The sequence below is a fragment of the Microcoleus sp. LEGE 07076 genome (assembly GCF_015207455.1).
Classification (GTDB): domain Bacteria; phylum Cyanobacteriota; class Cyanobacteriia; order Cyanobacteriales; family Microcoleaceae; genus Microcoleus.
The window spans coordinates 29,008-49,777 of sequence record NZ_JADEWV010000019.1 but is presented as its reverse complement, the minus strand read 5'-3'; the positions used below and the strand labels follow the sequence as shown (position 1 = coordinate 49,777).

At 47.1% G+C, this 20,770-nt stretch carries 20 protein-coding genes, 1 pseudogene and 1 riboswitch; of the genes and pseudogenes, 9 read left to right on the top strand and 12 right to left on the bottom strand.

Annotation, left to right across the window (positions count from 1 at the left end):
- The 4 genes and pseudogenes from IQ270_RS05220 to IQ270_RS05205 all read left to right on the top strand — a co-directional run.
- Positions 1-245: pseudogene (locus IQ270_RS05220) on the top strand (hypothetical protein); the annotation flags it as partial.
- Positions 246-394: 149 nt separating this feature from the next.
- Positions 395-3,178, top strand: a complete 2,784-nt coding sequence (locus IQ270_RS05215) for a DUF3536 domain-containing protein (protein ID WP_193972185.1) — start codon at positions 395-397, stop codon at positions 3,176-3,178.
- Entirely contained in the window at positions 3,168-3,398 is a 231-nt protein-coding gene (locus IQ270_RS05210; RefSeq protein WP_193972184.1) for a hypothetical protein, read from the top strand. The genes IQ270_RS05215 and IQ270_RS05210 overlap by 11 nt, the downstream gene beginning before the upstream one ends.
- A gap of 32 nt (positions 3,399-3,430) precedes the next feature.
- Complete coding sequence (locus tag IQ270_RS05205; protein ID WP_193972183.1) at positions 3,431-3,664, top strand: ferredoxin-thioredoxin reductase variable chain; 234 nt, start codon at positions 3,431-3,433, stop codon at positions 3,662-3,664.
- Between the two features lie 93 nt (positions 3,665-3,757).
- On the opposite strand, the gene IQ270_RS05200 is transcribed toward IQ270_RS05205, so the two are convergent.
- The 4 genes from IQ270_RS05200 to IQ270_RS05185 all read right to left on the bottom strand — a co-directional run bounded on the left by IQ270_RS05200 (position 3,758) and on the right by IQ270_RS05185 (position 7,186).
- The gene (locus IQ270_RS05200; RefSeq protein WP_193972187.1) at positions 3,758-3,991 is read right to left on the bottom strand and encodes a hypothetical protein; all 234 of its coding nucleotides are present in this window, start codon (positions 3,989-3,991) and stop codon (positions 3,758-3,760) included.
- Positions 3,992-4,132: 141 nt separating this feature from the next.
- On the bottom strand, positions 4,133-4,927 hold the full coding sequence (locus IQ270_RS05195) for a YdcF family protein (protein WP_193972182.1): 795 nt from the start codon (positions 4,925-4,927) through the stop codon (positions 4,133-4,135).
- A 279-nt stretch (positions 4,928-5,206) separates the two neighbouring features.
- Positions 5,207-5,533, bottom strand: a complete 327-nt coding sequence (locus IQ270_RS05190; RefSeq protein WP_193972181.1) for a hypothetical protein — start codon at positions 5,531-5,533, stop codon at positions 5,207-5,209.
- Between the two features lie 87 nt (positions 5,534-5,620).
- Positions 5,621-7,186, bottom strand: coding sequence for a bifunctional aminoglycoside phosphotransferase/ATP-binding protein (locus tag IQ270_RS05185; RefSeq protein WP_193972180.1), 1,566 nt, complete (start codon positions 7,184-7,186; stop codon positions 5,621-5,623).
- Positions 7,187-7,310: 124 nt separating this feature from the next.
- On the opposite strand from IQ270_RS05185, the gene IQ270_RS05180 reads away from it, so the two are divergent.
- Entirely contained in the window at positions 7,311-8,327 is a 1,017-nt protein-coding gene (locus IQ270_RS05180) for an adenosine kinase (RefSeq protein WP_193972179.1), read from the top strand.
- Positions 8,328-8,659: 332 nt separating this feature from the next.
- Positions 8,660-9,121 carry a hypothetical protein gene (locus IQ270_RS05175; protein ID WP_193972178.1) on the top strand — a complete coding sequence of 154 codons (462 nt, stop codon included), beginning with the start codon at positions 8,660-8,662 and terminating at the stop codon, positions 9,119-9,121.
- Between the two features lie 90 nt (positions 9,122-9,211).
- On the opposite strand, the gene crtB is transcribed toward IQ270_RS05175, so the two are convergent.
- From crtB to IQ270_RS05160, 3 genes are all read right to left on the bottom strand, one after another.
- Entirely contained in the window at positions 9,212-10,141 is a 930-nt protein-coding gene (gene crtB / locus IQ270_RS05170) for a 15-cis-phytoene synthase CrtB (RefSeq protein WP_193972177.1), read from the bottom strand.
- A 208-nt stretch (positions 10,142-10,349) separates the two neighbouring features.
- Positions 10,350-11,726, bottom strand: a complete 1,377-nt coding sequence (gene pds / locus IQ270_RS05165; RefSeq protein ID WP_193972176.1) for a 15-cis-phytoene desaturase — start codon at positions 11,724-11,726, stop codon at positions 10,350-10,352.
- A gap of 37 nt (positions 11,727-11,763) precedes the next feature.
- Positions 11,764-11,994 (bottom strand): hypothetical protein, encoded by a 231-nt coding sequence (locus IQ270_RS05160; RefSeq protein ID WP_193972175.1) that lies wholly within the window; start codon positions 11,992-11,994, stop codon positions 11,764-11,766.
- A gap of 104 nt (positions 11,995-12,098) precedes the next feature.
- On the opposite strand from IQ270_RS05160, the gene IQ270_RS05155 reads away from it, so the two are divergent.
- Positions 12,099-12,737 carry a restriction endonuclease subunit R gene (locus tag IQ270_RS05155; RefSeq protein ID WP_193972174.1) on the top strand — a complete coding sequence of 213 codons (639 nt, stop codon included), beginning with the start codon at positions 12,099-12,101 and terminating at the stop codon, positions 12,735-12,737.
- 210 nt (positions 12,738-12,947) lie between these two features.
- Here IQ270_RS05155 and cbiQ read toward each other — a convergent pair whose 3' ends face one another.
- From cbiQ to IQ270_RS05140, 3 genes are read right to left on the bottom strand one after another with little or no spacing between them, the layout of a single operon-like run.
- Entirely contained in the window at positions 12,948-13,748 is an 801-nt protein-coding gene (gene cbiQ, locus IQ270_RS05150) for a cobalt ECF transporter T component CbiQ (protein WP_193972173.1), read from the bottom strand.
- Positions 13,745-14,077, bottom strand: coding sequence for an energy-coupling factor ABC transporter substrate-binding protein (locus IQ270_RS05145; RefSeq protein WP_193972172.1), 333 nt, complete (start codon positions 14,075-14,077; stop codon positions 13,745-13,747). The genes cbiQ and IQ270_RS05145 overlap by 4 nt, the downstream gene beginning before the upstream one ends.
- Before the next feature lie 3 nt (positions 14,078-14,080).
- Positions 14,081-14,839: an energy-coupling factor ABC transporter permease gene (locus tag IQ270_RS05140; protein WP_193972171.1), complete on the bottom strand. Its 759-nt coding sequence runs from the start codon at positions 14,837-14,839 to the stop codon at positions 14,081-14,083.
- 21 nt (positions 14,840-14,860) lie between these two features.
- Positions 14,861-15,026: riboswitch (cobalamin riboswitch) on the bottom strand.
- 178 nt (positions 15,027-15,204) lie between these two features.
- Here IQ270_RS05140 and IQ270_RS05135 point away from each other — a divergent pair.
- Positions 15,205-16,050: a Uma2 family endonuclease gene (locus IQ270_RS05135; protein WP_193972170.1), complete on the top strand. Its 846-nt coding sequence runs from the start codon at positions 15,205-15,207 to the stop codon at positions 16,048-16,050.
- Positions 16,051-16,293: 243 nt separating this feature from the next.
- On the top strand, positions 16,294-17,874 hold the full coding sequence (locus tag IQ270_RS05130; protein WP_193972169.1) for an FAD-dependent oxidoreductase: 1,581 nt from the start codon (positions 16,294-16,296) through the stop codon (positions 17,872-17,874).
- Between the two features lie 327 nt (positions 17,875-18,201).
- Here the strand turns inward: IQ270_RS05130 and IQ270_RS05125 are convergent, their stop codons facing one another.
- Positions 18,202-20,364, bottom strand: coding sequence for a pentapeptide repeat-containing protein (locus tag IQ270_RS05125; RefSeq protein WP_193972168.1), 2,163 nt, complete (start codon positions 20,362-20,364; stop codon positions 18,202-18,204).
- A gap of 18 nt (positions 20,365-20,382) precedes the next feature.
- Positions 20,383-20,706, bottom strand: a complete 324-nt coding sequence (locus IQ270_RS05120; protein WP_193972167.1) for a hypothetical protein — start codon at positions 20,704-20,706, stop codon at positions 20,383-20,385.
- Between the last annotated feature and the right edge of the window lie 64 nt (positions 20,707-20,770).

Genomic DNA, 20,770 nt, shown 5'->3' with positions numbered 1-20,770 from the left:
GCAAAATTGCCATCGCTGGCTCGATCGCCCCAGATAATATTTTTTCGGGGAAAAGTTGCTATTTAATGAATAAGACTTTAAAATCCAGCAATGTAAATCCAACTCTCAACAAGCAGCCCCTGCAAGCACTAACCCGAAATGGGTGGAAGTGGGAAAAAGCTGCAAAAATTACTTTTTTTAGCTGTTTGAAGAGCAAAGCCTTAGCAGAAAAACCCAGGGCATCGACGCTAGGCATCTTGGAATGAATGCTTGAGTCGCAATACTACAAATGTATCAAAAATTGTTTGCCAAAATTTAGCACTAACAGATGCTTGGTCAAAACCCCTGCTGCGTAAGGTTTCGGTTGCTAATGAGGCTGATTTTATTGTCATTAACTACTTGAGGATTCGATCGCATGGTTTCGATTTCTAAAACTGGGCCCGATTTGCTCCCCGTGTCTGCGCCCAGCGTAACGGCCCCAACTCAAAGCAGCACGGCTACTGCAACGGGAGTGTGCGTGACGATTCACGGTCACTTCTACCAGCCGCCCCGAGAAAACCCTTACTTGGACGCGATCGAACGCCAAGCCAGCGCCTCTCCCGCCCACGACTGGAACGAACGCATCGACATCGAGTGCTACCGCCCGAACGCCTTTGCGCGCATACTCAACGATCGCGGCGAAGTCACGGGGATCGTCAACAACTACGAGTATATGAGCTTCAACATCGGCCCGACGTTGATGAGTTGGCTGGAACGCTACGATCTGGAAGTTTACCAGCGGATTTTGGAAGCCGATCGCAAAAGCTGTCAGCGCCTCAACGGTAACGGGAACGCGATCGCCCAAGTATACAATCACATCATCATGCCGCTGGCGAACGAGCGAGACAAATACACCCAAATTCGCTGGGGGATCGCAGATTTTCGATCGAGATTCGATCGCGATCCCGAAGGAATGTGGCTGGCAGAAACCGCCGTAGACTACGCCACCCTAGAAGTTTTGGTCGCTGAAGGCATCCGCTTCATTGTCTTGGCCCCCTCCCAAGCCGAACGCTGCCGCCCGCTAATCGGGCAAAACCAAGAAGAAAACGAAGAAACAGATTGCCAGTGGCACGAAGTCGGTGGCGGCCAAATCGATCCGACTCGCCCGTACCGCTGCTATTTGAAACCGGAATTGAGGTTGATGGCTGACCACCAACTTTCGCCGCTGAGTTCTTATTACTTGGGCCGCGGACAGGGCGAGGATTCCCCAGCCCCAACGGCCAACACTCCCTACATCGATATCTTTTTCTACGACGGCCCGATCTCGCGGGATATGGGATTCAATGACGTTCTCAGCAGCAGCCAGCATTTGGTGGGGCGCTTGGGTCAAGCTGTGCGGGGAGACCACCGACGGGCCCAATTAATCTCTGTGGCGACGGATGGCGAAACTTTCGGCCACCACAAACACAGTACCGAAAAATGCCTCGCCTACGCGTTTACAGAAGAGTTTCCCCAGCGGGGCTGGACGGTGACGAATTTTGCTCACTATTTAAGCCAAAATCCTAGCAGTTGGGAAGTAGAACTCAAACCCGTGACGGCTTGGAGTTGCTCTCACGGGGTCGATCGCTGGCAAGATGATTGCGGCTGCGGTGGCGGCGGCGGGTGGCATCTGCTGTGGCGCAAGCCTTTGCGGGATACTTTGAATTGGCTGCGCGATCGGCTGATTCCGATTTACGAGGAAGCGGGACGGCAACTGTTGGGCGATCCCTGGAAAGCTAGAGATGAATATATTGATGTGATCCGCGATCGGTCGCCCGCTAATGTTGACAGTTTCCTACAACGCCATCAAGTTCGCCAACTCGATGCAGCCGAACAGGTGGACGCGCTGCGGTTGCTGGAAATGCAGCGCCACGCTTTGTTGATGTTCACTAGCTGCGGCTGGTTTTTTGAGGAAATATCTCGCCCTGAAGGCGTGCAAATTTTGCGCTACGCGGCCCGGGCGCTGGAATTGGCGGGGGAAGTTACGGGCGTTCAGCTAGAACAGGATTTTATCGATCGGCTGGGCCTGGTTCCCAGCAACGTTGACTCTTTCAAAACAGGTGCAGAAGTTTACCGCCAACTGGTGGTGACAGCCCAAATTAGCCTCAGACAAGTAGCCGCCCACTACGCGATTAGTTCTTTGTTTGCCAAATATCCCCGCCAACAGCGAGTTTACTGCTATCAAGCCCAGCAGCAAGATTTCCAAGTTCAGCGGATGGGGTCGATGACTCTGGCTGTGGGTCAATTGCAGTTAACTTCGGAAATTACGCGGGAAACAGAGGTGTTTGTGTTTGCTGCATTCCACCTCGGAGGCTGGGACTTCCACTGCTGCATTCAGCCTTTTGGCAGCCGCCGGTCTTACATGATGCTTAAGGAACGGTTGTTTGGAGTTCTGCAAGAAGCTTCGGCGGCCCACGCGATTTTGGAAATGGTGCGGCTGTTTGGAGATCAGTCGTTTAGCTTGCGGGATTTGTTCGCTGACGAACGCCACCGGATCGTACAGTTGCTGAGTCAGGAAAATTTGACTCGGTTGGATCAGCTTTACACTCAGGTTTATCGGGAAAATTACGGGGTGATGATGGCTTTCCACCGGGATGAGTTGCCGGTGCCTGTGGAGTTGCAGGTGGCTGCTGAGGTGGCTTTGGGACACCGCTGTTTGACGGCTGCGAAGGCTCTGGAACTGGAAACGGGGGAGGGGGAGTCGCGGATGGCGGAAATTGAGGCGATCGCTACTGAAACCGGCCACCTGCGCTGTCAATTGAAGGTTCCTGAAGTTAAGCAAATTTTGGAAAATATGGTTTGGCGCTCTCTGGACGCGCTGCTGCAATCTGCTGCGGGCGATCGGCAACGCTCGCCTGTTGAGTTAGAATCTGATATCGCTGCGATCGAGCGTTTGATAGCTGTGGGCGATCGGCTGAGTCTGGGTTTGTGTTTGGACAAATCGCAGGAACTGTATTTCAATTCTCTGTACAGTCAAATTGTGCCTCTGTGTTTGGGCTGGCTGCAACGGCAAGCGGAGGTGGCAGGCGAAAATAAGGTTGACCCGGTTGCTTTGGATGTCGCGCGTTCAGAGGGCGACTGGGAGTTGTCTTCGCTCCGGCAGTTGCTGGAGTTGGGTCAAACTCTGGCCGTTGATGTTGAGTGTTGGTTGAACCAGTTAAGTCGATCGCTTGCCAATTAGTCGGGAATTGATTTCCCCCGTCATAGAAGCCGCCCGATCGGGATTTAAACTCCCATCGCGCGGCTTATTAACCGAGAATCGATCGGCTTTGCGGCGGAGTGCGATCGAACTACTGACGATCGAACCGCCAATTTTGTTTAATTTTTCGCTCTACTTATGTGGGAAGATAAAGAGACTGTCCCCAAAGCGTACAGGTGTTCTGCACTTGCACGCTTTGTAGAGTTTGGAAGAAAGAACACTAAGTTTAAATTTATGAAAGTTGGCGATCGCGTTTGCGTTAAAAACTCTGTTGTTGTCTACCACCACCCTCAAAATCGCAGTCAACCATTTGATATTAAGGGCATGGAAGGAGAAGTCGTGGCGATCGTTCACGAATGGCACGGCAGACCTGTCAGTGCCAATTGGCCTGTTTTAGTTCAGTTTGACAAAAAATTTAAAGCTCATTTCAAAGAGGATGAGGTTGAATCGATCTCTTCTGAAGTCTAGCTGTTTGATACCCGACTTCTTAAAGAAGTCGGGTATCTTAGTATTCTGTTTTTTGAAGTGGGATTAAGTTAATATTCGTAATTTGTTTAATTCTTAATTTTTTTGCCGTCGGCGGCAGAACCAACTAAAGATATTCAAATCTCCCTGCATTTTCTGCAATTCCTGCTGGTGCTGCTTGGCTGTAGCGTAATACCACTGGCAGTGAAGTTCTAGTTCTTGACGGTACTTAATTTCGTCGTAAAACTCGCGGACAATTTGGTGTCTCTGAAAAATTTCGGCCGCGGGAGTCGGTTCTGGGGCAATGTTTTGCAACTCGTGGGGCAGCATGATTGTTTGGGGGCGACTGTGGCTAATATTGGCTGTAATCACTTTAAGCTAACACACTGAATCTCTTTTGGATTTTGGAAGTGACTTCACGGTTGAGACTACTTGAATTCTTCAATCCAAAATCCCCAATCTAAAATTCTGCTAAAGCCACCCGCGCAGCCGATACACGATTAAGCCGATGTATTCTTTCAGAGCTTTTGTTGACTGATGTAGATAATAGGTATCCGGCAACAAATCCAGTGCGAATGCTTGCCAGTTGTTTTGAGATGCTGCGATATCCTGCTGCGTTATCTGAAAGTCTGTTGGTGCGGCAATTGCTTGAATTCCTTGATGGTGGAAAATTAAGAGCGATCGTGTCATGTGCATCGCCGATGTCACTAGCAAAACTGACCCTTTTATGCCTTTATCCTCTAAGATTTTCCGCACGTTGACGGCATTTTGATAAGTGTTGTGTGAATCGGGTTCTTGCAAAATTGCTGCTGCCGGTACGCCGATTGTTTGGGCAATTTCTGCCATGTCTGCCGATTCTGGAGAACCCCCACCTTTCCAATCTACTCTACCGCCGCTGAGCACTAGCAGGGGAGCTTTGCCTTGACGGTAAAGTCGGGAAGCGTAGATTATTCGATCGCCCGCTTCCCCCAATTCCACCCAAGGGCGGGGCGGCAAAGCTGCTTTGACACCGCCGCCCAAGACGATAATCGCGGATGCTTGGGGGAGTTCGGCGGTTGGCAAATTTTGCCATTCGAGCGATCGAACTAAGGATTTTGACACCGAACCGCTACTTCCGAGCATTAAAATAATTAGAGCCGCAGCAATGGGCGCTGCTACCCATTTTGGACGCCGCCAAAGTGTGATTAAAGCCGCCATCATTAACAGGCAACTCAACCCCAAAGGATAAATCAACAGCGGCAGCAGTTTCGACAAAAATACAAACATTCAGCAAGTCAGTCGATTTGAAATTTGAGATTTACTTGCAGCATTAAATCAGCGTGCTTGAACGAAAGTCTAAATTTCGGCTGTCTGCGCGACTTAAGTCTGGGAGTTCTATTCGTTTTTGGGCTGGTAATTCAAATTACTAATCTGAAGAAATGGGTGATTAATTATCGGTAATTAGTAATTTTGTTGCTCGAAATGTTTAATTTTTATTATTGAGTTCTTCGATTTTAACTCTTTAACTTAAAGCTCAAAACTCAATATTAAAAACTTTTTTATCTGCTAGCGGCGGTCTTCAGTTTTCGACAGCCAGTCAAACAGCGAAGTAGCTTCACGCCTGGAGCTTGTACTATATCTTTTACCGTCGGTTTCCACTACTTGTTTGTTAAGGATAGCATCCGAGGTGTTATCCTTTGAACGTTTGTTCGGGTTGAGTAGTAGTTCGTTGTGCCACCAAGCGACTATTAAACCTGCTGCTACGCCGCCGACGACACCAAAGCCGATACTGATGGGCAGCGTACATCCTATGAAGCGAAACCCAACGGTAAACAACACAAACCATATCAGCGCGGGGCTAAACCCCTTCGAGTCTCCGTTAAATTTTGCCATGATCTGCAAGTTGTTTTTGTAATAATACAGAAAGATATTGACAATATTAGCAGACAAGTAAGATTGACCAGGGCGATCGCACTGCAACTACTGCCCACAAATCAAGTTTAATTGTACCTCTAAATCTTGCGCGGTATCTATAATGTTTACAGAAATTTGCTCAAATTCTGTAAAAGGTTCAAAAGCTGCTTGCTGCGAGCTCAATAGTTCTGCTGTCGCGTCGGCAATATCGCCCCGCCGCTGTTGCAGTCGTTCTCGCAATACTTCAATTGGTGCGGTGCAGTAAACAATTTGCGAGGACAAGCCGCGGGATTGAGCTCTATCTATCACATCGGTTCTCAAGTTTTGGCGATCGAACTTAGCATCTAAAATCACATTCCAACCTCCCTGGGCCATAATTATCCCCAACTCTAACAATCTATCATAAGTCTGCGCCGTCATTTCATCCGAATACAAATCTTGCCCGCCCCGTTGATTTAAAGAAATTCCGCCTAAATGTTTGCGAACAGCATCGGAACGAATCTGGATTGCACCTGTGCGGCGAGCCAAATATCGAGCTGCTGTACTCTTACCAGAACCAGACAAACCCGACATCAAAGTTAACTTTCCCCGGCGCGGTTGCGTGTATTGCCAAGCCTGTTTATAGTAATTAGCTGCTGTCTGTGAAATTTCTGCTTTTTCCGTAGTTGAAATAGCCGCATCGTCCAACATTAACGAAGTCACTTTTGCTCTAACATAAGCTTGACGGCTCAAATAAAGTGGCAGCAATTGTAGCCCTTCCCAATCCCCTGTTTGTTCGATGTAAGTATTGATAAAAGCATTGCCTAAGTCTCTGCGCCCCCGCGATTCCAAATCCATTAAGGTAAAAGCTACATCGTACATCACATCAACAAAGCGAAAATACTCATTAAATTCAATGCAATCAAACAGCAATATTTTATCGTGCCACAATGCGATATTCCGCAGGTGCAAATCTCCGTGACATTCGCGAATTTTATTGTCGGCAATCCGCTGGTTAAATAACTCTTTGTTTTTGAGAAAAAACGCATCAGTATATTTTTTTGTTTCCTGATATTGTGTCTGACTCTGCGGCCCGCCGATATATTTTTGCGAAATCAAGTAATTGTTGTCTATTGCTGTGCGAATTTGACTGACTTCGCCAAATGTGCGAATGTAGCTATTACTAACGGCAGTGCCGTGAAACTTGGCAACTTCTGCCCCTAATCGCACCATAAGTTGCTCGGTCAACAGTCCGCGTTCCAATAAACTGAGAAACAGCGAATCTTGAGAAAATTCCCGCATTTTTAGCGCGTATTCTACAGGATTTTCTGCCGGAGTTGTCTCGGCTGAATCGCTGCCAAATTGAAACAAATCGCCGTTTTGAACAATTGGCAAAACTTCGAGATAAATTTCCGGTGCCGTGCGTCGGTTCATCAGCAATTCTTGGGTACAAAAATGCTGCCTTTTCGGCAATGTTGAATAGTCCATAAAGCCAAAATTGACTGGTTTTTTGATTTTGTAAACATATTCTCCTGTCAGGAACACAAAGGAAGCGTGAGTCTGAATTAGTTGCACGGGTTCTGTGACGCTGTGGGGGTAGAACCCTGGGTGTAACATTTGCTCAATTAGAGGCGGGAGATAAGTATCAGTCATATCGATTTTGGATGAGATCGATTTGGGCTGGGGGATTTAGAGCGAGATAACTTGAAGAAAATAGATGTTGAGTTGAAGTAGATTTATTATAAAGTTGATAATTAGTGTAAACCAAAAATTAGTGATGACAGAAAATAATCAAGATTCCCGTTCGGTGGATGTGTTTGGGGTAGGTAATGCTCTGGTAGACATCTTAGCATTGGTGGAAGATGAATTTGTACGGGGCCACGGACTGAATCGCGGCGGGATGACGCTGATGGATTCGGAAACTCAGGGGGGGATTTTGCACGATTTGGATGGGAATTTGCTGCAAATGCGATCGGGTGGTTCGGCTGCAAATACGATGATTGGCTTGGCCCAAAGTGGCGGTAAAGCTTATTATTCGGGGAAGGTTGCTAAGGATACTAACGGCGAATTTTACCGACAAGATTTGCTGGCGGCGGGGATTAGTTTTGACGTACATCCTGCAACTGAGTCTAATGGGCCAACGGGTACTTGTGTAGTGCTGACTACGCCTGATGCGGAACGCACGATGTGTACTCATTTGGGGGTTTCTACTACTTTGGCTGCGACAGATATTGATGTCGATCGCCTGTCTCATTGCAAGTACAGTTATGTTGAGGGCTATCTGTGGGATGCTGCCGAGCCGCGAAAGGCTAGTATTGAGACGATGGAACAGTCTAAGCGTCTGGGCGTGAAGGTGGCTTTTACTTTCTCTGATGGTTTTTTGGTCGATCGATTTGCTGATGATTTTCACAAGGTTGTTTCGGAATATTGCGATGTAATCTTGTGCAATGCTGATGAGGTGCGGAGCTTTTTTAAGGAGGAATCTTTGTCAGAGTGCGCTCGCAAAATGAGCGATATTGCGGATTTGGCTTTTATCACTAATGGGGCGAAAGGCTGCATGGTGGTGGAGAACAAACAGATTGTTGAAGTACCGGGCTATCCGGTACACGCGATCGATACTGTTGGTGCTGGGGATGCTTTTGCTGGCGGTGTTTTGTTTGGAATTACTAATGGTTACACTTCTGCACAAGCGGCTCGCTGGGGCAATTTTTTGGCTTCAATGGTGGTGCAGGTTCAGGGGCCGCGTCTTGAGGGTTCTCAGGCTCACCGGTTGAGCAAGGTGATTCCTAGTTAGTAATTGAAATGGGCGATCGCACTTTTTTGAACCGATCTGTTGCACGGGCTAACAAGCCCGTGTAACAGCGGACATGAGTCATCTCCAATCCGGTTGTATTGGAATGATAACTAATAGGTGGTAAGATTGAATGAACCGCGAAGATCCAAAGAGCGCGAAGTAACATACTCCCTTTATGATTCGGCGGTTGAAACCAGGTTTACACAATTGATGTCGGCCCCAAGGCCACTGGTTTATCAAGGGGATCCCCAACCCGGATTTGGTATTAAATACTCAGAACTGTTATATTTGTTAGTGCCAATTCCCAATTCCCTGTTTTGCCAATTCCCCTGATGTTATATTTAGCCCAAGTACACAAACAGGACGTTTCAGGCAATATATGTCTGCAATTGCTAGCTTGTCAAAACTCTGATGATACTTGGGCGATAGTTTTGGCAGAAAATGTGTTGGTGCTACCGCCAAATAATTCCCAAAATGTTTTAAATGAAGGGATGCTGGTATTAGCGGATATTGGCGAAAAAAACCTGGTTTTGCATATTCAAACAGCTACAAACTGGGTGCTAGAATTAGTTGAGAAGTATCTAACAACTGGTATTACACCAGAATTTTTGCAGCAAGAATCCCAGAAAGCAGAAGAGTGGCGCCAATCTCTTACTTTGGAGAGTCAAAAATTGTCTCGCCGATCGCTCGAAGTTGAAGCCCGCCGGGAACAAATTCAAAATTTAGAAGCCCAACTCCAGCAGGAAAAGCAATTGCTCAAAAGTACGATCGCCCAATTGAAAACAGATCAGTGAAAACAGAATTTGAACCCGCTCAATAGAATTCGGGGCTGTGCAAACAAAGTCCCAGCAGAGTGGGACTAAGATATCAGCACGATCTTTCGGCTAAAGCACCTTTGACTTTAGCCATGCGGCGGGAAGACACAGCAGTTTCTGAGAATTGCGAACATAAGCCCGCTTCTGAAACACATCGTACTGATTGCGTTCGATCGCATTTAAGATTCTGCTGTACAGCATCGTAGCAGCCCACACTGTCCAGCGGATATCGGGACTCAAAACTTTGATTCCCGGTTCGGCGCTGGCGTACAATTTGCGAGCTCGCTGAATTTGAAACTTCATCAATTCCCGCCAGCGGTTGTCAATTACACCGTTGAATAAATCTGCCTCGGTATAGTTAAACAGGGCTAAGTCTTCTAACGGAAGGTAAATGCGGCCGCGCCGGGCGTCTTCTCCGACATCGCGCAGAATATTCGTCAACTGCTTGGCTATACCCAGGGAAATTGCTTCTTCTTTGGGAATTTGACTGTCCCAGTGCCAGTTCCAGTTAGCAGCGGAGTTTGATTTGTCCACACCCATCACAGACATCGACATCAGCCCGACGGTACCGGCTACTCGATAACAGTAAAGATTGAGCTCTTCAAAAGTTTCGTAGCGGCTGCGGTACAAGTCCATTTGCTGGCCCGCAATCATCTCTCTAAACGGTTGAATGTCGATCGGGAAACGAGACAGCGTATCCACCAAAGCCACGTCGTAATCGTCGTGAGGATGGCCGGCAAACACAGATTCTAGGCGTTTTTCCCACAAATTTAGGGTTTCAGGGGTTGTGGCCTCAGAACCTGGCCCGTCTACAAGTTCGTCGGTGCGGCGGCACCAGACATAAATTGCCCAGATTGCCCGACGCTTGGCTTCGGGCATAAGTTGAGTGCCTAAATAAAAATTTTTGGCATAACTCGCTGTGACTTGGCGGCACAGTTCGTAGGATTCATCCAAAGAAGCCAGAGTTCTCATGCACTGGAGTTTTGACAGTTGCAGCATCCGAGAATAAGAAATTTAAAGATTAGAACTGACATTCCCCCGTTTAGACAACGGGAGATTTTTTACGTCTTTAGGAATTACGCGCTTGAATAAAGAAACCGGGGTTTTTGAACCGAAATTGAGGGTTTTAAGCAAATATTTTGGTTAAAAACCAAACTAATGGTCGCCCGCGCGCAAATCCTAGTCTTTATGAAAAATTCTTAATTTTTCATTTTTTATTGGCCGAAGTTGAAATAGCCTGCGCTGTCAGCTTACCAGAAAGCACAGCACCTTCCATGCTCGCAAGATAACGCTGCATTGTATAGTCCCCCGTTAGATAGAAATTGCTAATCGGAGTTGTTTGCGAGGGACGGCACTCTTGGCGGCCAGGAGTTGCTTTGTAAACGGAACGGGGGGTTTTGACTACGTGATATTTGAGCAGTTTGGCGGGTTCTGGAATTTGGTCGGGAAAGAGCTTTTCTAACTCGACCATTGTGGCTGCGACGATATCTTCGTCAGATTTGCCGATCCAATCTTTTGCCGGTGCGAGTACCAGTTCCAGCATGGATTTGTCTGGGTTGGCATATTCGCGGCAGGTGTTGCTCATGTCGGCGTAAACGCTCAGCAGGGGCGATCGCGAGAACAGCAAATGGTCGATATCTGTTAATTTGCGATCGAACCACAAGTGTACGTTAATAACGGGTACTCCCTCCAAACCTTCGAGCTTTTTGAAATAATCCATTTCGCCCCAAGGTTTCGGCAGCATCAGCTTCAGCGGGTCAACCGGCATCGCCGAAACGTAAATATCGGCTGTCAGAACTTCTGACTCTGCCCCCTTGACACCCCGAATCTGGAAACCGCGCACCGTGTTGTCATCATTGAGCAAAAACTCCCCGATGGGTGCATTCAGCCGGACTTCGCCACCGCGCTCAGTTATGTAGTCTACCATCGGCTGACACAACCTCTCCGTAGGGGAACCGTCTAAAAAAGCCATTTTCGAGCCTTTTGTCTCTTGCAAGAAGCGGTTGAGGGCTGTCAGCAGAATGGTTGCAGATATTTCGTGGGGGTCGATGAAATTCAGCGCCTTGGACATGGCGATGAATACTTCTTTTTCGACTCTGGGGGGGACATTTTGCTTTTTGAGCCAGTCGGAAAAGGAGTATTTGTCCATTTCTTCAACGTATTTCTGGCCCTGAAGTATCGCCGGAACCAAACCGATGCCGAAACTGATTTTTTCGGCCCAAGTGAGCATATCGTTGTTTCTGAGGATAGCCACAAGGCCGTTGAAGGGAGCCGGAATATTCGGAAAGTCAAAGCGCGAATAGGTTCCGGGTGTTTCCGGCTGATTGAAAATCATCGAGTGCTGTTTCCATTGCAGCCTGTCTTCGATGTCGAGCTCTTTGAACAGTTGCAGCATATTCGGGTATGCGCCGAAGAAGATGTGCAGCCCGGTTTCGTACCAGTCACCGTCTGCATCTTTCCAGGCGGCGACTTTGCCGCCGAGTACGTCCCGACTTTCTAGGAGGATGGGGGTGTGGCCCGCGTCGGTAAGATATTTAGCGCAGGAAAGTCCTGCTAAGCCTGCTCCGGCGATCGCAACTCGCATTTGATACTACTTGGCCTCTGTGTTCGCTTTCGTCTCATTATAGTTTACAACTCGTTACAATATTTTGGGAACTCGGGCCGGTGCGGGGAGAGGGGGATGTGTTTGGAGGTGTCGGCTTAGCCCGAAAGTCCCCCAGGGGTTTAAACCGGTGCCGGAGTGCGGGAACTACCTTAAGCTGATTGATTAGACCAAAGGCAATGCCGGCACGGGGAAGCTGCACGGGCGATCGAAAACCGGGTTTTTGCGAAAATACTCGATCGCTCTTCACTAATTTCCTGTTCTCAAAGACTCAAAACTTCAAGTATTTTAATCCAAATTTAGCAACTTTTGCTATCATAAATTAAAAGCAAATTTAATAGAATCCTTGAGCTTATGGTACAAACAATTCAAGCGAGAAATGGAGCGCTGAACGATTTGGAAAATCAATTCAAAATAAAGTGGGTTGAAGACGACCAATTTTTTCGCGAGTGGCAAGACGATCTGCCGGAAATCAGCGATTATGAAAAACAGCGATTAGACAGAGTGAAAGCAAGTTACAGGAATTTGCTCAAACGTCCCCCCCTACTCGAAAATACAGTCAAAATGGTAGTGCTATCTCCGTTTTTGGACTTAGCCGATTTTGATCTTGCTCCTTTTCATGTTACTTCCGAAAAGTCTGTAGAAATTGTTGACGAAGATGAAGGAGTAATTGTCAGGGGACAGTTGGATGTTTTAGCTTTGTTTCAGGAGTTTTGGGTAGTGGTTATCGAATCTAAGAAAGCGGCGTTTTCTCTGGAAGTGGGGATTCCGCAGTTGCTGGCTTATATGTTAGCTAGCGTAACGGGCGATCGACCAACTTACGGATTGTTAACCAATGGATCTAGTTTTCTGTTTGTCAAGTTAGTTAAAGGGGAAGCACCGCAGTACGCTTTTTCGCGCTGGTTTTCTATGTTCAATCCGGGGAACGATTTGTACACCGTACTGAGTATTTTGAAGCGCCTCGGTGAGTTGAATAGGCTATCTCCTACTTAGGGTTATCGATTTATCAGACAATTGGGTTGTCAACCCAATTGTCTGATAAAGGGTATCCAAAACCCGCATTTGATATGACTGGTTCCCAGGAAGAGCTTGGGAAACGATTTCTAAAGGCTCTTCCTCACTCTTAGAGATCGAGAATTTGAGGCAGAGGCTCCGGATCTGCGTTACCAGGAAGAGCCTGGTAACGACTAGAGATTCATGAATTTAGGGTTTAAATAATGCGCTTAACAAAGTTAAAACCGTGCATCCAAATAGGGCTTCAAATGTATATCTTCGCGAAGGTTTGTAAGGGTGAGAATGCCAAACACGCAATTCTCCATTGAAGCCGCGCGATACCAAACTCAGCGAAACTTGACGGTAATTTTCCAAGGTTCGCTGCAACAATTGCCCGATTAAAATGCTTAAACTGTGCATTCCCAGTTTCCAAGTGCGGTAGCCGCAGCGCGAGTTTTGCGCTATCCAAAGTTCATCGGCAATAGCCAACAAACTAAAAATAAACCGATACATCAACAACAAAAGTTCTGCGATTAATACCGGACACCCCCGCTGTCTCAGAACTTGCAATGTTTCAGTAAATGGCACCGTCAACAGAATAAAATACATACAGCTTGTCGAGGCCAAGGTGCGGGGGAATAATAGACTCGCTTGGTATAAGCCAGTGCGACTCACATACAGATAAAATTTGCCGATGCTAATTCCCCAACCTTGCCAAATATCCGCCTGTATTGCTTGGATTTGATTTAATTGAATTCCACCCATGACAAATGCAGGCAAACTTGTCAGCAAAAACATCAACGGCAATGATAGCAACCGCAGGTAAAATTTTGCTGGAATGCGTGCATAAATAACGATCCAAACTGTCAACCAAAGGGCGATCGACAATTGGACGACTGCCCCAGAAACCAGAGACAGAATCAAAAGGGCGATCGCAAAGGATAATTTGTGAGTTGGTGGCAATCCGCGCAAACGATTGGTATAAGCCAGACTATCGATCTGATGATTCATTCCAACGGCGATTTATGATCAGATTGCTGAGATTGCGATCGACCTTTATAAACCCCGATCGCATATCCAATCGCACCCGCCCCCAGCGCCGCCTGAGTCGCAAATAACAGACTTTCGATTTCTCCACTCGCCGGCTCAAACAAATGATTGAACCAAGGTTTATAATCTGGTTGAATTTTGGTAATCGCCATTTGGGCTTGGTCGTCCGATCCGCCATATTCACCGCGCACGAAAGCTAGGGGAATAACGGCAAGGGCGACAACTCCAATTACCAACAGCCAATTTTGTTGTGAAGTAGCTTGCTGATTGCTTGTATTTTTTTCACTCATGACTTAGGACTCCTGTTTCAATAATTTCAGAATTTCCAACTCTGGTTGCCCGTAAGAATGCAGCCAATTCCAAACCAGTACAGTCAGCAATCCCTCACTAATCGCCAGCGGTAATTGAGTAATCGCAAAAATGCTAAGAAACTTGAGGAATGAAGCCATAAAACCGCCAATCGCAGCCGGGAAAGCTAACGCCAACTGCATCGAAGTTGTCACATAAGTCAGCAAATTTGCGATCGCAGCAGCACAAAAAATTGCCCCCCGCTGGCTGCCAGTTCGCATCAGCAATAGATAGATAAAATACGCAGCAAACGGCCCGACAATCGCCATCGAAAACATATTTGCTCCCAGGGTTGTCAGCCCGCCGTGGGCCAACAAAACCGATTGAAATAACAGCACTAAAGCACCGAGTACCGCCATCACCGAAGGGCCAAACAAAATTGCACCCAAACCAGTACCCGTCGGGTGAGAAGAACTTCCAGTTACCGAAGGAATTTTCAAAGCAGAAAGTACAAAAGTAAATGCACCTGCTAAAGCTAATAACAGTTTAAGTTCCGGGTGTTTTTTGGTAATTCGGGCGATCGCACGCAAACCTACCACAAAAAAAGGCAAAGCCACCATCCACCAAAATGCAGCCCATTGTACAGGCAAAAAACCTTCTGAAATGTGCATAGCAGCGGCCGGTGTTGCCGAAGCCAGGACAAGATAACAACTCAAGCCAGCCATCAATCCCAGGCTAACTAACTTCCGATTTCGCGCCTTCATCAAGTACCTCGCAGATGAGACCATTTAAACCAACACATCGGCGGGCATTCTGACTTGAGAGGTAGAGGACTGAAGTCCGAACGATCAAACCTCTTTACAGTTGCGGGACAGCGTTGGACTTGCACCAAACTTTCCCCGTTTCATCTAATGGCTGCTCCCCATTAGAACCGAGTTGTTAAATTGAGTATAGTCGATCGCGCAACTCTCAACCGATATTTTACAAAAATTATTTCAGATTAAGTAAATCAAAATCAGCTATCTTCTTGCTTCTCTTCCTTCGTGTCCTTCGCGTCTTCGCGGTTCGTTCAATATTATCATCAAACCAGTAAATGTTATAATTTTAATAAGTTTTGAGGAAAGCCGCAATGTTAAAGTACAAATTGCCCAGGAACTTGCCCTCAGCCGACGAACTACCAGATTCGGATGAAACACCTGTGGATAACGAACTGCAAGAACTAATACCAGGGTTACTAAAAGCAATCTTGCTGATACTTTGGTCAGAACGCATGGACTGGTTTTTTGGCATAGATATGGGTATTTACCATCACCCAGATGAACCTGCCATTGTCCCCGATGCTTTTTTAAGTTTAGGAGTAGAACGGTTTTATGACGAAGAATTGCGTCCCAGTTACGTGCTGTGGGATGAAAATGTCATGCCACTTTTTGTGCTAGAAGTTGTTTCCCCAACTTATCGCAAGGAATACAGCGCAAAACTAGACATTTATCAAGATTTAGGCGTACTTTATTACGTCATTTATTCTTCCCGCCGCCGTCGAAAACCTCATTTGGAAGTACACAAGTTAGTCAATGGAAAGTACGAGTTACAGTCAGGGAATCCAATTTGGATGCCAGAAATAGGTTTGGGAATTGGTTGTGAAAGGGGAAACTATTCTGGGGTAGCAAGGGAGTGGTTGTATTGGTATGATGCCGATGGCAAACGCTATCTGACACCTGAAGAACAGGTAAAACAATCAGCAGAACGCGCCCAACAGGAATCGCAACGCGCCCAACAGGAATCGCAGCGTGCCCAACAGGAATCGCAACGCGCCCAACAGGAATCGCAGCGTGCCCAACAGGAATCGCAACGCGCCCAACAGGAATCGCAGCGTGCCCAACAGGAATCGCAGCGTGCTGAGCAATTAGCAGAACGCGCCGAACAATTAGCTCAGCGATTGCGGGAGTTGGGGGTAGATCCAGATAATCTGAGCTGATTGCAGTCAAGAGTGCAATACTGACGCACTGTTGACTTTCTGAAACGGGGTTTTTCAAGCGATTGTCGATCGTCCTCAACGGAGAATTTTCCGTAACAACCCCGTTTCTGCGTCCAGGAATGTATGAATATTTATCAAAAAAGATCGGAAAGGGTGCGCGTAGATTTGAAACAGACAGATAATTTGACAGCAAACATTGACAAGCAGCTAGAACAAATAAAAATCTGGAGAGGTTATTAAATAATGGTGATGGATCTGCGTTTTTACGATGTCATAGGCTTTGGGGATGAAGTTCCTGGAGTTCTAGCCGTTATCTCAGCAGCCCGAGAATACCGCCGCCGGACAAAGCGCTATCCGCGAGTTTTGCTGATGTCTAAAGGAAACTTGCAAGAAGGGATTGGCGGGCATTTGGTAAGAGGGGGTCTGGCTTATTTAGATAGAAGTCAGATCGGTAAAGAACTGCGACAATCTTTAAATTTAGATACCTTTGGTTCACCGGCGACAATCTATCAAGAGTTTCTGCAAAAATCCGGTGTCAGCGCGATCGCACTTGACCCCCGCAAAGCCAGCGCAGCGCTGAAAGAAATGCTGTTACAAGCCGGGGTAGATATCCTCAGCCAAGTAGAAATTCAATCAGTCAACAAACAACGCCAAAAAATTGCCAGCATAACCACATCTAGAGGCATTGTTTATGCAGGTAAGCAATTTATTGATGCCACTGTCAATGCCGAATTAGCTCAAGCTGCCGGGGCGAGCAAGCTGAATGGATTTGAAACCTTTGGTCTGTCTAACTCAGAACTTCCCGTCACCCTTATTTTTGAAACCCAAGGACTCAGTGCAAGAAGACTGAAAGAACTCGATTACATTTATCTAAAACGCTTCACAAACCTCGCCGATTCTGAAAGTCAAAAGTTTTTGCTGTACGCTGCAGGCAAGGATGTCAAACTAGCAGAAGAACTCCGGCAGGAAATGAGCGACACCAAAGGAAATCTCAAAACTCTGTGGGCTGGTAACGATTACATCGATGTGCGATCGCCTGCGCTGTCTGTAGCTTACCACTCCTTTAGAGGAAGAAAGCTATCTTTTCCTGAAACAGGCATAATTTTAGATGAGGGAAATATAGCCATACTTCCAGATAGCAGACTTTCCTGGAATGCCTTGTTATTTGCAGTCACTGGCAGCGAAGCAGAAGCCTTAGCCAGAAGCGGTAGCAAACCGACAGCTAATATGCAAAAAGAGATGTTATTTGTAGCAACTTGGCTGAGGAGTTTGGGGGCTACTTCTGTTAATTATGCCTCAGAACTGTATATCAGACACGCAGGCAATGTGACGGGAGTTGTAGAACCTTTAACGGGCGCACAAATGCTGTTAGGTGGCGTACCGGCAAATCAGGCACTGGCAACATTTAGCTATCATTTTGATGTGCGCGGAGGCATCGCTGGTATGGGGGAGAAAGCAAACAGTTTAGGGTGGTTTAACAGTCTGAGTTTTAAACAGCCTACCTTCAATATTGGCATCCGCCACGCATTGATGAAAAACATTCCTAACCTGGCAGTTGTCAGTCCGTGTTCTGGATTTGAAGGGTTTGCCTGTTCTGTGGGCAGAATTGTTGAATTCAACGCCGCAGTTGGTCAAGGTGTCGGTATCGCTGCCATTAATGCTATTCTAAACAACAAAACTCTAGCTGATGTATCTAACGGAGAAGTCAGACAAGTTCTCGTTGAAACAGGTCAGTTGCCTAGAATTTTTGGAGTTGCTAACAATGCTGATGGAATGCTGTTGGCGCAATTCGAGACTCTTGTCGGTGCTGATGCTATTGCTTAAGAAGTCATTTGTTATTGGTTATTTGTTATTTGTTATTTGTTATTTGTTATTTGTTATTTGTTATTTGTTATTTGTTATTTGTTATTTGTTATTTGTAACAACTGGCAACTGACAAATAACAACTGACAACTGGCAACTGCTTTCCGTCCAACGTCATCAGGAAGAAGGAAGAAGGAGCATCAAGCGCGCTAGCTTTTGTAGTGCTGTCCTCGCTCGCACGGGCTTTTATCACCAAGCGAGCGAGGACATCGCTCAAACAAAAAATGCTTTTTACAAAAATGAAATGCTCCCCTTGAGTCCTCACTACAAACCGATAATCAGCAACCTTTAATTCTTGGGCGGGCACTTGGGATGGAACCCCCCCTGCAAACAAATGTAAGCAATTTGACTTCGATCTAAATTTTTAGCGTCGGCAAAATCAACTCCTTGGAATCGACCTGATTTACTACCTACCGGACTTTGAATAAATTGATCCGAACCCGCCTTTGAGAGAAACACAGCCCCTTTAAAATTGGCTCCCGCTAAATTCGCGCCCCTAAAATCAACGGAACTCAAATCCGCATTCTGCAAATTAGCATCTTGCAACCGAGCATCTTTAAAATTCGCGTTGGCGAGTTTAGCCGAACTTAAATCGGCATTTTGTAAGTTCGCACCGTTCAAATCTGCACCGGACAAATCAGCACCTTGCCATTCCGATTTTGACAAATTTGTCAAGGATAACTGAGTGCCTTGAGCCTTGACTTTTCCCAAACGCGCGCCTGACAAATTTGCTTCCGAAAAATTCGCGCTGCCGATATCTGCACCGGTAAAACTGGCATCTTTTAACATTGCTTGCTGCAAGTTTGCCCCAATTAAAAGAGCACTGCTCAAATTAGCTCCATTCAAGATTCCGTTTGACAAATTAGCTTTGTTCATGACAGCGCGGACAAAAGTAGTCCGGTTCATTACAGCACTGTTCAAAGATGCTCCGGTTAAATTTGCTCCTTCAAAATTAGCGGCGCTCAAGTCAGAAATCCAATCGTCAAATGTACCCGGACGCCTGTCTTCGCCGGTGCCGTAAAAGCGAGTTCCCTGCAAGCTGGCATTGGTTAAATTAGTGTTTCTCAGTTTAATTCCTGATAAGTCAACTTTGTCTAATACTAAAAGAAACTGAGCCGGGCCGGCAGGACTTTGACTTAAATCTGTGCGGCTGAGATCCGCGCCGTTGAGCTGGCTGCTATACACTGTGAGAATTTTGCCGATCGCCCTTTGGACTGTTCGCTGGCGGGCCGCGGCTAACTCGCGTTCGGGGGCTTTCCCCCCGAAACGCAAGGATTCGAGGTCATTGCTGAGTGCTTGGTTTAACCGCCGCAAGTCAGGTAAAGCTTTCGGGCCGGTACTGACTAAAGCTTGCTGGATCGCGTCCAGCATTGGGCGGCTGTCTTCTTGGGCTAGCAAATCCGCTAGCAGGGGTACGGCGCGGGAGTCTTCCACTGCCCCCAAAGCCAAAATTGCCGATCGCCTCCCCGATGTTCCGCTAGCCGAAGCCGGAGACAATTTGCTAACTAAAGCTACAAATAACTCGTCATTTCGCTGCCGAGAATCCCGCAAATTAGCTTGACTTTGAGTGTAGATCAGAGTGCCAACAAACAAACTTAAAATCAATCCCGCACTGCCAATCGTAACTATCACTAAAGTTGTGCCTGGATGTTGGCGCATCCAATTCCACAAACTGGGTTCTTCTTTGACATTGGTTTCTGGAGTCACAACCAAAGCTGCAATTTGCGCGTCTTCTTCAGTCCAATCTTGACTCTCGACAGGATTGGGCGACATTTGGTCCGATTCCCTACGGGATAGCTTCGCTTCACGAGCATTTACCCCCAAAGTATTCGCGAGGCGATCGTGCCCGGATTGCCGTTTGTAGCGGAATGCCAAAGCGCCATCTGCCAGCACTGCCAAGCCGCTCAGCCCCCCTAAAATGATTAAATCAGGAAACGCACCGGACAAGCGCCAAATGCCGTAGGCGATGCCCAGAGGCACTCCCCAGCGCCCCAAACTTTCGCGGAGCAGCACTCGTCCAAAACCCGGACGAGTACCCGAGGCTGTGACGACTTTAACCGCAAACCAGCGTTTCGGGAGAGTTTGACCGGTTCTGGCGAGCAAAAACAATTGCCACGCGGCTAAAACAGCAGGTGCCAGCAGCGCCCCGGACCAGAATAGATTAGTTAGAGGTGCGACTCTGGGGTTGCGATCGCGCACGGGGATGCCCAAAATACGGGCTACAGTTTCCGATACTGCTGCTACTGAGGAATTCAGCGGTACAGTTTGAGCATCCTTGTTGACTAATGACCCGATACTGAAAGGAACGAGGGCGCTGGCCGCAATTAAGGAAATTTCAACGGCCCAAGCGCCGCACCTGCGAACCAACAGTGGCATTTGCTGGGATTGTGCTTGCCAAGAGGGAGACGGATCGGGTTGATTAATGCCACCGGGTGCGGTTGGGCTAGCCATATTTATAATTTCCTATTGTTAGTCGTTAGTGTTGGAGGAATCAGGAGAAATTGTCAATTTATATGCTATGTAGATTAGCACTCCGAGAACGCCAAGAGTCACCAGTGCGGAAATTAGCTGTACGATGCTATTGAACACTGTCAGGACAACGATCGCCCCGACAGCAAAGACTGCCACTTGCCCGGGTTTGGGGAGTTTTTGAAACTTATCGAGAAATTGATTGTAGAAAGTTCCGAGCGCTTGATAGGTATCTGAATTTTGTTGGATGAGGGGCGATCGCTCTAGTTTAGCTTTTAGTTGTGCGATCGCTTGCTGCCAATTGAAGTTATTTTGAGGATTCATAAAAAAATTTGGGAGTTAGTTTAGCTGTAAGCCGATCGTTTTAGGGCGGTCAGATTAATAAGAG

Coding starts and splice junctions, on each gene's coding strand:
- IQ270_RS05125 (WP_193972168.1), bottom strand. CDS start 20,364: ATGGCTAGCCCAACCGCACCCGGTGGCATTAATCAACCCGATCCGTCT.
- IQ270_RS05155 (WP_193972174.1), top strand. CDS start 12,099: ATGGTACAAACAATTCAAGCGAGAAATGGAGCGCTGAACGATTTGGAA.
- IQ270_RS05120 (WP_193972167.1), bottom strand. CDS start 20,706: ATGAATCCTCAAAATAACTTCAATTGGCAGCAAGCGATCGCACAACTA.
- pds (WP_193972176.1), bottom strand. CDS start 11,726: ATGCGAGTTGCGATCGCCGGAGCAGGCTTAGCAGGACTTTCCTGCGCT.
- IQ270_RS05145 (WP_193972172.1), bottom strand. CDS start 14,077: ATGAGTGAAAAAAATACAAGCAATCAGCAAGCTACTTCACAACAAAAT.
- IQ270_RS05195 (WP_193972182.1), bottom strand. CDS start 4,927: ATGTTTGTATTTTTGTCGAAACTGCTGCCGCTGTTGATTTATCCTTTG.
- IQ270_RS05130 (WP_193972169.1), top strand. CDS start 16,294: ATGGTGATGGATCTGCGTTTTTACGATGTCATAGGCTTTGGGGATGAA.
- IQ270_RS05135 (WP_193972170.1), top strand. CDS start 15,205: ATGTTAAAGTACAAATTGCCCAGGAACTTGCCCTCAGCCGACGAACTA.
- crtB (WP_193972177.1), bottom strand. CDS start 10,141: ATGCTGCAACTGTCAAAACTCCAGTGCATGAGAACTCTGGCTTCTTTG.
- IQ270_RS05185 (WP_193972180.1), bottom strand. CDS start 7,186: ATGACTGATACTTATCTCCCGCCTCTAATTGAGCAAATGTTACACCCA.
- IQ270_RS05200 (WP_193972187.1), bottom strand. CDS start 3,991: ATGCTGCCCCACGAGTTGCAAAACATTGCCCCAGAACCGACTCCCGCG.
- cbiQ (WP_193972173.1), bottom strand. CDS start 13,748: ATGAATCATCAGATCGATAGTCTGGCTTATACCAATCGTTTGCGCGGA.
- IQ270_RS05205 (WP_193972183.1), top strand. CDS start 3,431: ATGAAAGTTGGCGATCGCGTTTGCGTTAAAAACTCTGTTGTTGTCTAC.
- IQ270_RS05215 (WP_193972185.1), top strand. CDS start 395: ATGGTTTCGATTTCTAAAACTGGGCCCGATTTGCTCCCCGTGTCTGCG.
- IQ270_RS05180 (WP_193972179.1), top strand. CDS start 7,311: ATGACAGAAAATAATCAAGATTCCCGTTCGGTGGATGTGTTTGGGGTA.
- IQ270_RS05190 (WP_193972181.1), bottom strand. CDS start 5,533: ATGGCAAAATTTAACGGAGACTCGAAGGGGTTTAGCCCCGCGCTGATA.
- IQ270_RS05175 (WP_193972178.1), top strand. CDS start 8,660: ATGTTATATTTAGCCCAAGTACACAAACAGGACGTTTCAGGCAATATA.
- IQ270_RS05140 (WP_193972171.1), bottom strand. CDS start 14,839: ATGAAGGCGCGAAATCGGAAGTTAGTTAGCCTGGGATTGATGGCTGGC.